The following is a 13451-nucleotide window of genomic DNA, read 5'->3' as shown; positions in this document are numbered from 1 at the left end:
TGTTTGGCGCGAAGCGCCTCAGTCGGTCGGCGGCACATAGCCACCAATCGCATCCGCACCACCACCAAAGAAATAACGCTCCATTTGCTCGGCGAGATACTTTCGCGCGCGAACATCCATCAGGTTCAAGCGGTTTTCATTGATCAGCATGGTCTGGTGTTTGACCCACTGGCCCCAAGCCTCCTTGGAGACATTCTCAAACACCCGCTTGCCCATTTCGCCGGGCACCGGGGGGCGATCCAGCCCTTCCGCCTCACGACCGAGTTTCACGCACTGAACCATTCTTGCCATTGTCTTCACCTGTGTCGAAATCGATGGATCATCAAGGCCGCATTTTAACGGAAAAGACGCTGCCGCCCGTCAGGACCGATGACGCCCACGCGCCGCGCAGGTTTGCCAGCAGTTCTTACCCGCCGATTTCGCGCGGTACATGGCCGAGTCGGCCGCCGCCACGAGCGCATCCACCGACGGCGCGTCATCGGGGTAGCAGGCGTAACCGACACTCGCGCTAATGGACGCGCCGGCGATCTTGATGCCCGCCACCTCAGTCACCACCCGTTGCGCCAATTCCTGCAACGCCAGTTCGTTCGCTTCAGCAATCAAGATCGCAAATTCATCGCCGCCGACGCGAAACAGTTGCTCATTACGACGCACAACGCGGCGAATCGATGTCGCCACAGCCACCAGCACTTCGTCGCCGGTCTGATGCCCGAGCGAGTCGTTGATCGGCTTGAAACCATCGAGATCGAACATCATCAAGCCGATCTGCGTCTGTCCACGCTGAGCGCCCGCCAGGCCCGACTCCAGCGCATCATGAAAACGTCGGCGATTGTAGAGATTGGTCAGCGGATCACGCTCAGCGAGACGTAACAAATCCTCCGACGCGCGGCGCTGTTCCGTCACATCCTCGAAAACCCACAAGCGCCCCAGCGAGCGTGTCGTCCCCTCGGCGGTGACCATGGCGGACACCTCCTGAAGCCGGCGACCATTGATCAAGCGCAACTCATAGGGTTCCGACCGGCCGCGCTGCTTCTGGACCACATCCACGTGAATACGATAGTCCTCCGCCGCCTCCAGCTGCGCCATCGCTTCGGCCAACAAACGCGCATCTCGCACGCCGAGAAGACCTTCGCCCGTCCCGCCGAAACCCCAGATCCGCAGCAAGGCCGGGTTGGCATAACGGACCCGACGGTCGGCATCGACAAACAGAATGCCGAGCTCAATGACATCCAGCAGCGCCTGGAGACGCTGACGCTCATCACGATTACGAGACAAATAGTGCTCACTCAAGCCCTGCGCCCGACGCAGAGCGGCGACCGTCTCGAGCAGCTGGAGCTCCGTCGTCTTGCGCGCCTGATCGCTCACAATGGACATCCGGATCATCTGGAGCTGGCCGCCATCATCGCGCACCGGGCGCCAGAAACACGTGACCCAGACCGCCGCACCTTGCCGGTGTCGCAAGCGCATTTCACTCTGACCGGTCTCTCCGGCCATGGCGCGCGCACATTGCTCGCGCGCATAGCCTCGATCCAGTTCATCGACCAGCAAATTGATGAGATCCGGCGCCGCAACGCACTCATCGGCCGAATAGCCAGAGAGCGTCGCGATGGCAGGGCTGACCCACATCAGGCGGCCGTCGGCCGAAAACGCCATTTCGGCCCCTGCGCCGGTTTCGGCAATCAGCTTCAGGCGCTTCGCCGCCACGCCCCGCCGATAGGCCGGTCCAAGAAACAGCAATGCCGTCGCGCCACTGGCCAATGCCGCGGCCAAAGCTTCGGCCGCGTCCCCGGCGCCGCCGGCCCTGGCCAACCCCGCCCCGAGCAACGCAGCCAAACCCACCAGCAGCGCTTGCCATAGCGGTATTGTCCAGTGCTTCTTTCCCGCCCCTCGCGCCATGACCGCCTCCGATGGGGAGTCCGCGGTCGTTGGTTATGGTCTTTACTTGATGCGCTTGACCAGCACTTTCGACCGACGCTGAAAGTTGTACAGATCGCGCTTTTGCGACGGCAAGCGCTCCGGCCCGACTTCAACAAACCCACGCTCGCGAAACCAGTGCGCGGTACGCGTGGTGAGTACAAACAAGGCTTCGAGCGACTGCTCGCGCGCACGCCGCTCCATACGCCGCAGCAGCATCTCACCCAAGCCGGCTTCCCGGTATTCCGGCATCACGGCCAGGCAGGCCAGCTCTGCAGCGCGCTCCTCACTAAAAGGATACAGCGCCGCGCAGCCGACCAACATGCCATCGTGTTCGACCACCGAAAACCGGGTGATTTCCTGCTCCAGCAGCTCCCGCCCACGACGCACGAGCGTGCCATCGGCTTCGAGCGGGGCGAGCAGGCTGACCAGTGCGCCGACATCGTCGACCGACGCCTCGCGCAAGCGGAACAGCACGTCGCGCGATACCACAGTGCCCACACCCTGGTGCGTAAAAAATTCAAGCAACAAGGCGCCATCACGATCCCGATCGATCAAGTGAACCCGGTTGACGCCCTTGCGCACGGCGCGAATCGCACACGGCAGGTACAAGTCGAGGTCCTCCGTCAGCCCCTGGCCCGCCTGAAGCATGCGCTCTGCCGCGTCGGCGGTGATGGAATCGATCAGCTGACCATCGACATCAAGCAGCCCCGGCGCATCGCACAAATACAGCAGCTTTTCGGCCGACAAGGCGACTGCCACCTCCTCGGCGACGTTTTCGACCGTGAGGTTGAAGATCTCCCCCGACGGCGACACGCCCAGAGGCGAGATGAGCACCACGTTTTGCTGGTCAAGATCAGCCGCAATCTCTTCGGCCAGAATCTTGCGCACCGACCCGGTGAATTGCAGATCCACGCCATCAACCACGCCCTCAGGCCGGGCAATGATGAAGTTGCCGCCGGTCACGCGAATATAGCTGCCGGCCATTGGCGTGTTGGGCAAACCCTGCGACAGCAGCGCTTCGAGCTCCAGGCGTGTCACGGCGATTGCCGCTTTTACGCCATCGAGCGCATCGGCGTCGGTGACGCGTACGTTGTTGTGAAAACGCGACTCCACGCCCCGGCGCGCCAGTTCGGCATCAATCTGCGGCCTGGCGCCATGCACCAGCACCAGCCGGATGCCCAGCGCCGACAACAGATTGCAGTCGTAAGCGAGCTTCTGCGCCTGCTCACCGGCGGCAATCTCACCCCCAAAGCCGATCACGAAGGTCTTGCCGCGAAAGGCATGAATATACGGGGCGGCACCGCGCACCCAGGCCACAAAATTCTGGCTCAGTTCGTCAGCGGGATCGAGATCGGTGAGTGTGTCCTGCACGGGTACTCCGTCATGTGGTCCGGGCGCCGCAAGTCGCAGCCAATACGATTATTCTAGCGTGATCCCCCGGCCAGATGCTGCGCCGACCGAACCGACACGCGCCTCAGTCCAGCGCGGCCTCCAGCCGATCGCAGATGGTTTCGAGCACTTTGATCCGCGCGAAGCGTTTGTTGTCGGCCTCGATCAGCGTCCAGGGCGACACCTCGGTGCTGGTCCGGTCGATCATGTCGCTCACCGCGCGCGCGTAGTCTGGCCAACGCTCGCGATTGCGCCAGTCTTCATCGGTAATCTTGAAGCGCTTGTGCGGCTCGTTGGCGCGCTCGTTGAAGCGCGCCAGCTGTTCGTCCTGGCTGATCGCCAGCCAGAACTTGACGACCACCGCACCGGCGTCGGTCAGCTGGTCTTCGAAATCATTGATTTCCTGATAGGCGCGCATCCAGTCGGCCTCGCTGCAAAAGCCCTCGACCCGCTCGACCAGAACACGGCCATACCACGAGCGGTCGAAGATCACCGCCTTGCCGCGCCGCGGCAGATGTCGCCAGAAGCGCCACAGGTAGGGCTGCGCCCGCTCCTCCTCGGTGGGTGCGCCGATCGGCACCACCTGATACTGCCGGGCATCGAGCGCCGCCGTCACCCGCCGGATCGCACCGCCCTTACCGGCAGCATCCATGCCTTCGAATACCAGCACCAGCGCACGCTGGCTGAAGTTCGCCCGGCGGGTGAGCAGAGCCAGCCGGCCCTGCAGACGTTCGAGCGCTCGGCCGTAGTCAGACTTGCTCATCGGCTGGTCGAGCACCAGGGCATCGAGCAGAGTGAGCCCGTCATCGGCAGGCGCCATCGGCGCCACACTCAAGCGCGTCTGCCACTGGCGCGCCACGCCCAAGCGTTTGCGCATCGCCGCCAGCAAGGTTCGCCCGACGCGCAATGCGCGGTATCGCGCGTTGAAGCCATCCACAACAATCCACGGCGCCTCGGCGGTATCGGTGTGTCGGAGCACATGCTCGGCCACATCCCGCAACTTGTTGTACTGCTTGTAATTGCGCCAGTCCGCGGCGGTCACGCGCCATCGCGTCAGCGGGTCGGCCGCGAGTTTCTTGAGCCGCGCTTTTTGGCGATCACGCGACAGATGAAACCAGAACTTGATCAGCAACACGCCTTCGCGCGCCAACATGGCTTCAAAGCGGTTGATCTCATCCAGACGCTGGTCAAGACGCGACGCCATCATCTGACGATCGGTCCGCTGCTGAATCGGTTCGTGATACCAGTTGCCAAACAGAATGCCGATGCGCCCCTTGGGCGGCAGGCTGCGCCAGAAGCGCCACATGGGCGGGCGCTGACGCGCTTCATCGCTGGGCCGGTCAAAGGCGCGGATGACCAGGTGGCGCGGGTCCATCCACTCGCCAAGCAGATTGACTGTTTCGCCCTTGCCGGCGGCATCGACGCCATTGATCAGCACCACCACGGCGCATTCGGCCAGTTCGCGCAAATCGAATTGGGCGTCGAGCAACTCGGCCCGCAACAACGGCACTTCAGCCTCGTACACGGCCTTGTCGATACGGTGGCCCAACTCTGCGGATTCAAACATGCCCTCTCCCGTCCATTACGGCGACTGATCAGTAGTCACCCCACAGCGCCTGGATGGCCGCCACGGCAGCCAGACCGGCGGTTTCGGTGCGCAACACGCGCGGCCCAAGCGATACCGCCTCGACACCCCGGATCGCCATGGCGGCCAGTTCGGTATCGTCCCACCCACCTTCGGGGCCGACCAGCAAGGTGATCTGTGCATTTTCTGGTGCCGGGCGCGCACGCAAGGCCTGCGGCGCCGCCGGCGCCAGCACCCAGCCGCCGGACGCGCCAGTCAGCCAGCGCTCAAGCGACAAGATCGGCATCACCTGTGGCAGGCGATTCCGCCCGCACTGTTCGCACGCCGACACGGCCACTTTCTGCCAATGTGCCAGCCGCTTCTCGGCCCGCGCGCCGTCCAGCCGCAGCACCGACCGCTTGGCCGCCACGGGTTGGATCACCTCCACGCCCAGCTCCACCGCCTTTTGAACCACCCAATCCATCTTGTCGCCGCTGGCGAGCGCCTGCACCAGAGTAATCCGGCAGCGCGGCGGAGGCTCCAACGGAAGTGCCGGCCCGAGCACGGCCGTCACCGGCGATGTGATGGACACCAAGGTGGCCGGGTGCGCCTGCCCTGCGCCATCGAACACCTCGATCGCGGTCTCGGCGCGCAGGCGCAAGACCCGCGTTGCATGGTGGGCGGCGTCATCGGGCAACACCACGGAGGCGCCCGCGGACAGGGGGCCGGGGCAAAAGAATCGATGAGTCATCATGCTATTATAAGGTCGGCTTTGCCTGGATATTCCAGTGCTCGGCGCTTCGCCCGACTCACCCGATTGTCGCCTCCAATTCAACGGAGTTGCCCGCCCCGGTTCGCCGGCATCCGGCAGCTCCTTGGGGCACCGGCTGCCAGATCGCCGCACCGCCCCGACAGCAGGAATTTTGCGCATGAATACCGCCGCCAAGCGTCTGTCCCGCGCCCGTGCCCTCGAATCCGTCGTCCGCGATATCGCCCGCGACGTGATCCTGCCAAGACACCTCAATACAGCACGCCAGAAAAAAAGCGACGGCTCCTTATTCACGGAAGCGGACCTCGAGTCGCAGCGGATGTTCTCCAAAGCCTTGCCCGACCTGGCGCCCGGCCCGGTGCTGGGCGAAGAGATGAGCCCCGAGCAGCAAGCCCGTCTGTGGGCGGAAGGCAAGCGCGGCCTGTGGTGTATCGACCCCATCGACGGCACCACCAATTTCGCCAACGGCGTGCCTTTTTTCGCGGTGTCCATCGCCTATCTGATGGACCACGAACCGCGCTTCGGCGTGGTGTACAACCCGGTGACCGACGAGTGCTTCTACGCCGCCGCTGGTGCCGGCGCCTATCTGAACGGCACGGAGCTGCCCCTGCGCCAACCGGCCGAACGCCTGAGCGAAGCCGTTGCCGGCGTGGATTTCAAGCGGGTCAGCCACCATCTGGCCGATGAACTGGCCGTGCGTCCGCCTTATTATTCGCAGCGCAACTTCGGCTCCAGCGCGCTGGAATGGTGTTTTGTGGCAGCGGGCCGACTCGACGTTTACATTCACGGCGGCCAGATGTTGTGGGACTACGCCGCCGGCCGCCTGATTCTGCAAGAGGCGGGCGGCGAAAGCGCGGCCCTCGACGGCGGCGACCTGATGGCCGGCCCGGCGGTCAAGCGCGGCGTCATCGCCGCGGCGAGTCCCGGCCTGTTCCAGCAGTGGCGCACTTGGGTGTCCAGTCATTCCTGATTTTCGTCGGTTTTTCTCCGGAGTCATTTCATGTCGATGAAGCATCCGATCATTGCCGTCACCGGCTCGTCGGGCGCGGGCACAACCACGGTCAAACACACATTCGAGGCGATCTTTCATCGCGAGAACGTGAACGCCGCGGTGATCGAGGGCGACAGTTTTCATCGCTATCCGCGCGACGAAATGAAACGCCTCATCGACGAAGCCGAAGCCCGCGGCGAGCGCGGCATCAGCCATTTCGGTCCCGAGGCCAACCTGATCACCGACCTGGAGCAGATCTTCCGCGCCTATGGCGATTCGGCCACCGGCCGGCGTCGCCACTATGTACACAACGAGGCGCAATCGCTGCGCTGGAACCTGCCGATGGGCACCTTCACCGAATGGGAAGACCTGCCGGTGGGCACCGACTGCCTCTTCTACGAAGGCCTGCACGGTGCGATGGTGACCGAAGACGTCAACATCGCGCGCCATGTCGATTTGCTGATCGGCGTGGTGCCGACCATCAACCTGGAATGGATTCAGAAACTGCATCGCGATACCCGCTTGCGCGGCTATTCGAAAGACGCGGTTCAGGACACCATCCTGCGACGCATGCACGACTATGTGCATTACATCGTCCCGCAGTTCTCGCACACCCATATCAATTTCCAGCGTGTGCCAGTGGTCGACACCTCCAACCCCTTCTCGTCGCGCGACATCCCGACGCTCGAAGAATCCATGGTCGTCGTGCGCTTCAAAGACCCCCGTGGCGTAGACTTCCCCTACCTGCTCAACATGATCAGCGGCTCGTTCATGTCACGCGCCAACACCATCGTCGTGCCGGGCGGCCGGCTGGACCTGGCCATGCAACTCGTCCTCACGCCCCTGATCTGGAAACTCATGGAGCGTCGCCGTCAGTGGGTCTGATTTTCATGGCAAGACAATGATTCCATGAAAATAATCCGGCCAATAACATACTGCCCACCGGGCTGCTGCGACGCACAAGCGGGTACCCAAGCGCGTCCATTTCGACGATAATTCCGCCTTTCCCCCATCTGGCCCATGAGCCGCGAGAGAGCGATGTCGTCTGAGCGCAACGTCACACTGCCCCAGTTCAACCCGATCACCGGCGCGATTCGCGCACTGGCCATGGATGCCGTCCAGAAAGCCAAGTCGGGTCACCCCGGTGCGCCCATGGGCATGGCCGAGATCGCCGAAGTGCTGTGGCGTCACAATCTCAAGCACAACCCGGCCAACCCCAAGTGGGCCGACCGCGACCGCTTCGTGCTGTCCAACGGCCACGGCTCAATGCTGATCTATGCCCTGCTACACCTGACCGGCTACGATCTGTCGATCGACGATCTGAAGAACTTCCGCCAACTGCACAGCAAGACGCCGGGCCACCCCGAGTACGGCTACGCGCCGGGCATCGAAACCACCACCGGCCCGCTCGGCCAAGGCATCACCAACGCGGTCGGCATGGCGCTGGCAGAAAAAGTGCTGGCCGATGAATTCAACCAGCCCGGTCACAACATCGTCGATCACCGCACCTGGGTCTTCCTTGGCGACGGCTGCCTGATGGAAGGCATCTCGCACGAAGCCTGTTCGCTCGCCGGCACCTGGGGGCTGGGCAAGCTGACCGCCTTCTACGACGACAACAACATCTCCATCGACGGCCATGTCGATGGCTGGTTCACCGACGACACCCCCAAGCGCTTTGAAGCCTATGGCTGGCAGGTGATCCGCGACGTGCAAGGCCATGACAGCGCCGCCATCCAGGCCGCCATCGAACAGGCCAAAGCCAACACCACCCAACCGACCCTGATCTGCTGCAAGACCGTAATCGGCGCCGGCGCTCCCAACAAGCAAGGCGGTCACGATGTGCACGGCGCCCCGCTGGGCGATGCCGAAATCGCTGCTGCGCGTGAATACATCGGCTGGAATCACCCGCCGTTTGAGGTACCCGACAACGTCTACGCCGCCTGGAATGCACGCGAAGCCGGCGCCGCCGCCGAAACCGAGTGGAACAACCGCTTCACGGCCTACCGCAGCGCCCACCCCGCGCTAGCCGCCGAATTCGAACGCCGCATGAGCGGCACGCTGCCAACCGACTGGCCCGCCCATGTCGACGCCGTGCTGGCCAAAATTGCCGAAAAAGGCGAAACCATCGCCACCCGCAAGGCCAGCCAGAACGCCATCGAAGCCTTTGCCCCGAAGCTGCCCGAGCTGCTCGGCGGCTCAGCCGATCTCGCCGGCTCCAACCTCACGCTGTGGTCCGGCGCCAAGGGCGTGAGCCGTGACACCGGTGGCAACTATGTGTACTACGGCGTGCGCGAATTCGGCATGGCGGCGATCGCCAACGGCGCCAGCCTGCACGGCGGGCTGATCCCTTACACCGCCACCTTCCTGATGTTCAGCGAGTACGCGCGCAACGCACTGCGCATGGCTGCACTCATGAAACTGCGCCAGATCTTCGTGTTCACCCACGACTCCATCGGCCTCGGTGAAGACGGCCCGACGCACCAGCCCGTCGAACAGACCGCCACGCTTCGCTACATCCCCAACATGGATGTCTGGCGCCCTTGCGACACCACCGAGTCGGCCGTCGCCTGGGCGCACGCCATCGAGCGCGCCGACGGCCCGTCGACCCTGTGCTTCTCACGTCAGAACCTGCCTTTCCAGGCGCGCAGCGTCGAGCAGACCACCGCGATTCACCATGGTGGCTATGTCTTGTCCGAAGCCGGCAATGCGTCACGCGGCGACGCCCCGCATGCGGTTATCATCGCGACGGGCTCGGAAATCGCGCTGGCCATGGCTGCGCAAAAAACGCTCGCCGACATCGGCACTTTCGTGCGCGTGGTCTCCATGCCCTGCACCAATGTGTTCGACCGTCAGGATGCCGCTTACAAAACCGCCGTACTGCCCGCCGGCATCCCGCGCGTCGCGGTCGAAGCCGGCGTAACCGACTTCTGGCGCAAGTATGTCGGCCTCGAAGGCGCGGTCATCGGTATCGACAGCTTTGGCGAATCGGCCCCGGCGGGCGAGCTGTTCAAGCTCTTCGGCATTACCGCCGAAGCGGTCGTCGACGCAGTGCGGGCCCAAGTCGGCTGAGCCAACAAAAACACTTACCGGATTCATACTAGAGAAAGAAGGACGCTATCCATGACGATCAAAGTTGCCATCAACGGCTTCGGCCGCATCGGTCGCTGCACTCTGCGCGCCATCTACGAACAAGGGCTGCAAGAAGAGTTCGAACTCGTCGCCATCAACGCCTCGGGCGACCTGGCCACCAATGCGCACCTGCTCAAGTACGACACGACGCACGGCCGCTTCGCCACCTCGGTTGAAACCGAAGGCGAAGACACGATCGTCATCGACGGCAAGAAGATCCCCTTCTACTCCACCAAAGATCCGAAGGGCGTGAACTGGGGCAGCCACGGTGTTGACGTGCTGCTCGAATGCACCGGCGCCTACACCAGTAAAGCCAAGGCTCAGCAGCTGCTCGACATGGGCGCCAAGCGCGTGCTGATCTCGGCGCCGGGCGGTGACGACGTCGACGCGACCATCGTCATGGGCGTAAACGAAGAAGTGCTGGGCGAAGGCATGACCGTCGTCTCCAACGCCTCGTGCACCACCAACTGCCTCGCGCCAGTCGCCAAGGTGCTGTCCGACAGCATCGGCATCAAGCAAGGCCTGATGACCACCATCCACGCCTACACCAATGACCAGGTGACCGTGGACGTCCGCCACAAAGACCTGCGCCGTGCCCGCGCCGCTGCCGCCAACATTATCCCGACCAAGACCGGCGCCGCTAAAGCGGTTGGCCTGGTGCTGCCGCAGCTCAAGGGCAAGGTCGACGGCTTCGCCCTGCGCGTGCCGACTATCAACGTCTCGCTGGTCGACCTCACCTTCACCGCCGAGCGTCAGACCACCAAGGAAGAAATCAACGAGTTGATGACTGCCGCGGCCAACGGCCCGCTCAAGGGCATCCTGGCGGTGAACAACGAGCCGTTGGTGTCCAGTGACTTCAACCACACCACCGTGTCGTCCACTTTCGACGCCACCCAGACCCGCGTGATTGATGGCACGCTGGTCAAAGTGCTAGCCTGGTACGACAACGAGTGGGGCTATTCCTGCCGCATGCTGGACGCCGCGCGCGTCTTCGCGCAGGCCAAGTAACCTGACCCGAGCACGGGGGCGCCCAAAGCGTCCCCGTTTTCGTTCACGCCCGCCGGAACCGCACATGACACTTCGCCTGGCCATCAACGGATACGGACGTATCGGCCGATGTTTGCTGCGCGCGCTGCACGAGTCAGCCTACCGCGACGCCTATCGCGTCGTCGCCATCAACGAACCGGCCGACCTGGCGAGCATCGAGTACCTTACCCGCTTCGACTCGACTCACGGGCGCTTCCCCGGCGTGGTGGAGACGGAGGCGAACACGCTAGTGGTCGACGGCCAGCGCATCGCCGTCACGCATGAGACGACCCCCGAAGCTGTGAATTGGGCGGGCCTAAACATCGACCTGGTGATCGAATGCTCCGGTCACTACGGCACGCGCGCAGAACTGCAACGCTTCATTGACGCTGGCTGCCCACGCATCCTCCTCTCGCACCCCGCCAACAGCGCCGAGGATGTCGACGCCACCATCGTTTTCGGCATCAATCACGACACGCTCACTGGCCGTGAGCGCATCGTCTCCAATGCCTCCTGTACAACCAACGCCGTTGTCCCGGTGCTCGACATCATCGATCAGGCCTACGGCGTCAACCAAGCCATTCTCACCACCATCCATTCGGTGATGAACGACCAGCCCCTTATCGACGGCTATCACCACACCGATCTGCGCCGCACCCGCTCCGCCATGCAGTCAATCATCCCGGTCGCCACCGGGCTGGCACGCGGCGTCGAGCGCCTGCTGCCCAGCCTCAGCGGACGCGTTCAGGCAAAGGCCATCCGGGTGCCGACACTTAATGTCTCAGCCATCGAACTGGCGCTGACCGTGCGCACACCGGTCAGCAGCGTCGAGACGATCAACCAGCTCCTCGCCGATGCCGCCCATCGCCGACATCAGGCGCGACTCGCCTACACCGAACAGGCTCACGCCTCGATCGATTTCAACCACGACCCGCACTCCGCCGTCATCGACGGTGGCCAGACACGTGTCGGCGGCGAGCACCTCCTCAGCCTGCTGATCTGGTTCGACAATGAATGGGGCTTCGCCAGTCGCATGGTCGACGTGCTGCATCATTGGCACCCGAGCTGGCCGAGCACGGATTCTTTGGATTCACTTCTGGAAACCCCGCAATGAAAGTCAAAAAACTCAACGAACTCGACGTCAGCGGCAAGCGCGTCTTCATCCGCGCCGACCTCAATGTCCCCCAAGACGACGCCGGCAACATCACCGAAGACACGCGTATCCGGGCATCCATTCCGTCCATTCAATACTGTCTGGATCAAGGCGCCGCAGTGATGGTCACCTCCCACCTCGGCCGCCCCACCGAGGGTCAGCTCGGCGCCGATGATTCGCTCACGCCCGTCGCCGTGCGCCTCGGCCAGCTGATCAACCGCCCCGTCCGTTTGATCAACGACTGGGTCGACGGCGGATTCGAAGTCAAAGCAGGCGAAGTTGTCTTGCTTGAAAACTGCCGGGGCAACATCGGCGAAAAGAAAAACAACGAAGCGCTCGCCCGCAAGATGGCCGCGCTGTGCGACATCTACGTCAATGACGCGTTCGGCACCGCACACCGCGCGGAAGCCACGACGGAAGGCATCGCCCGCTTTGCACCGGTCGCCTGTGCCGGTATGCTCATGGGAGCTGAAATCGACGCGCTATCCAAGGCAACCGAAAACCCGGCCCGCCCCCTGGTCGCCATCGTCGGTGGCGCAAAGGTATCGAGCAAACTCACCATTCTGCGCACACTCGCCGACAAGGTCGATCAGCTCATCGTTGGTGGCGGCATCGCCAACACCTTCCTACTCGCCTCGGGCAAACGCATCGGTGAATCACTCGCCGAACCCGAGCTGGTCAAGGAGGCGCAAGCCATCATGGACATGATGAAAGCCCGCGGCGCCGAAGTCCCCCTCCCCGTGGACGTCGTCGTCGCCGATGAAGTCTCCGCCCTGGCCCGCGCCAACCGCATCCCCGCGGATGAAGTCGGCGCACACGACCGCATCCTTGACGTCGGCCCAAAAACCGCCGCAAAACTCGCAGATATCATCGCCCACGCCGGCACCATCGTCTGGAACGGCCCGGTCGGTGTCTTCGAACACGCTCAATTCGCTGGCGGCACCAAAATGATGGCCTCGGCGATTGCGCACTCCGAAGCCTTCTCCATCGCCGGCGGCGGTGACACCCTCGCCGCCATCGCGAAGTTCCACATCGCCGAAGATATCGGCTACATCTCCACAGGCGGCGGCGCCTTCCTTGAATTCCTAGAAGGAAAAACTCTGCCCGCAATCGCGGCACTCGAAGAACGATTCGACAACTAATTTTTCGGCACTTGAATGACAAAGGCGAGCTGAGAGGTCGCCTTTGTTTTGTTTTCGTGCCAAACAGTGAATCGCCCCCCCTTCAGCCATACCACTCAATTGGAGAGAGGCCCCGGGGTTAGCAGGATAGCTGCTTGTGGTGCGGTTGTGGGTTGCCAGGCATCGCCAGCTTTGGCGATGCCTGGCGGCGAATGCTGCGGGCGGGATACGCCCGATCGTGCCGTGTGGTCTGGTAATCCCCCCGGAAATTAGTCGCCGCCAGAAGTAGAATTTTCCACTTGCAGCAGGAGGAAGTTCTACGTGAAGACATCGCGTTTTTCAGACAGTCAGATCATCGCCATTCTCAAGCAGGCCGAGGGTGGCACGCCCGT

General features: G+C 63.1%; 11 protein-coding genes. 6 read left to right on the top strand and 5 right to left on the bottom strand.

The genetic code is table 11. The features are described from left to right. Positions 1–18: 18 nt before the first annotated feature. The 5 genes from FHP91_RS19830 to FHP91_RS19810 form a co-directional block, all read right to left on the bottom strand. The gene (locus FHP91_RS19830) at positions 19–291 is read right to left on the bottom strand and encodes an oxidative damage protection protein (protein ID WP_144178983.1); all 273 of its coding nucleotides are present in this window, start codon (positions 289–291) and stop codon (positions 19–21) included. A gap of 69 nt (positions 292–360) precedes the next feature. Beyond that, positions 361–1833 (bottom strand): diguanylate cyclase domain-containing protein, encoded by a 1473-nt coding sequence (locus tag FHP91_RS19825; protein ID WP_186301649.1) that lies wholly within the window; start codon positions 1831–1833, stop codon positions 361–363. 105 nt (positions 1834–1938) lie between these two features. Next, positions 1939–3288 carry an amino-acid N-acetyltransferase gene (gene argA / locus FHP91_RS19820; RefSeq protein ID WP_186300353.1) on the bottom strand — a complete coding sequence of 450 codons (1350 nt, stop codon included), beginning with the start codon at positions 3286–3288 and terminating at the stop codon, positions 1939–1941. A 103-nt stretch (positions 3289–3391) separates the two neighbouring features. After that, entirely contained in the window at positions 3392–4873 is a 1482-nt protein-coding gene (gene pap, locus FHP91_RS19815) for a polyphosphate:AMP phosphotransferase (protein WP_144311237.1), read from the bottom strand. A 28-nt stretch (positions 4874–4901) separates the two neighbouring features. Further along, complete coding sequence (locus FHP91_RS19810) at positions 4902–5621, bottom strand: 16S rRNA (uracil(1498)-N(3))-methyltransferase (protein WP_144311236.1); 720 nt, start codon at positions 5619–5621, stop codon at positions 4902–4904. A gap of 178 nt (positions 5622–5799) precedes the next feature. Here FHP91_RS19810 and FHP91_RS19805 point away from each other — a divergent pair, with 178 nt between their 5' ends. The 6 genes from FHP91_RS19805 to FHP91_RS19780 all read left to right on the top strand — a co-directional run bounded on the left by FHP91_RS19805 (position 5800) and on the right by FHP91_RS19780 (position 13080). Then, positions 5800–6609, top strand: coding sequence for an inositol monophosphatase family protein (locus FHP91_RS19805; RefSeq protein ID WP_144311235.1), 810 nt, complete (start codon positions 5800–5802; stop codon positions 6607–6609). A 30-nt stretch (positions 6610–6639) separates the two neighbouring features. Next, entirely contained in the window at positions 6640–7515 is an 876-nt protein-coding gene (locus FHP91_RS19800) for a phosphoribulokinase (protein WP_144178988.1), read from the top strand. Between the two features lie 153 nt (positions 7516–7668). After that, positions 7669–9699, top strand: a complete 2031-nt coding sequence (tkt, locus tag FHP91_RS19795) for a transketolase (protein ID WP_144311234.1) — start codon at positions 7669–7671, stop codon at positions 9697–9699. Positions 9700–9750: 51 nt separating this feature from the next. Further along, the gene (gap, locus tag FHP91_RS19790) at positions 9751–10767 is read left to right on the top strand and encodes a type I glyceraldehyde-3-phosphate dehydrogenase (RefSeq protein ID WP_144311233.1); all 1017 of its coding nucleotides are present in this window, start codon (positions 9751–9753) and stop codon (positions 10765–10767) included. 64 nt (positions 10768–10831) lie between these two features. Beyond that, on the top strand, positions 10832–11899 hold the full coding sequence (locus tag FHP91_RS19785) for a type I glyceraldehyde-3-phosphate dehydrogenase (RefSeq protein WP_144311232.1): 1068 nt from the start codon (positions 10832–10834) through the stop codon (positions 11897–11899). After that, a complete protein-coding gene (locus tag FHP91_RS19780; RefSeq protein WP_144311231.1) occupies positions 11896–13080 on the top strand; it encodes a phosphoglycerate kinase in 1185 nt (394 codons plus the stop codon). Before FHP91_RS19785 ends, FHP91_RS19780 begins: the two co-directional genes overlap by 4 nt. The last annotated feature ends 371 nt before the right edge of the window (positions 13081–13451 follow it).

The organism is Denitromonas halophila, assembly GCF_007625155.1.
Lineage (GTDB): Bacteria > Pseudomonadota > Gammaproteobacteria > Burkholderiales > Rhodocyclaceae > Nitrogeniibacter > Nitrogeniibacter halophilus.
The sequence above is the reverse complement of the archived record's forward strand: the minus strand, read 5'-3'. Positions and strand labels throughout refer to the sequence as shown.

Excerpts from the sequence above, each read along its gene's own strand:
- FHP91_RS19830 (WP_144178983.1), bottom strand. The coding sequence starts at position 291 with ATGGCAAGAATGGTTCAGTGCGTGAAACTCGGTCGTGAGGCGGAAGGG.
- pap (WP_144311237.1), bottom strand. The coding sequence starts at position 4,873 with ATGTTTGAATCCGCAGAGTTGGGCCACCGTATCGACAAGGCCGTGTAC.
- FHP91_RS19810 (WP_144311236.1), bottom strand. The coding sequence starts at position 5,621 with ATGACTCATCGATTCTTTTGCCCCGGCCCCCTGTCCGCGGGCGCCTCC.
- FHP91_RS19805 (WP_144311235.1), top strand. The coding sequence starts at position 5,800 with ATGAATACCGCCGCCAAGCGTCTGTCCCGCGCCCGTGCCCTCGAATCC.
- FHP91_RS19800 (WP_144178988.1), top strand. The coding sequence starts at position 6,640 with ATGTCGATGAAGCATCCGATCATTGCCGTCACCGGCTCGTCGGGCGCG.
- tkt (WP_144311234.1), top strand. The coding sequence starts at position 7,669 with ATGTCGTCTGAGCGCAACGTCACACTGCCCCAGTTCAACCCGATCACC.
- gap (WP_144311233.1), top strand. The coding sequence starts at position 9,751 with ATGACGATCAAAGTTGCCATCAACGGCTTCGGCCGCATCGGTCGCTGC.
- FHP91_RS19785 (WP_144311232.1), top strand. The coding sequence starts at position 10,832 with ATGACACTTCGCCTGGCCATCAACGGATACGGACGTATCGGCCGATGT.
- FHP91_RS19780 (WP_144311231.1), top strand. The coding sequence starts at position 11,896 with ATGAAAGTCAAAAAACTCAACGAACTCGACGTCAGCGGCAAGCGCGTC.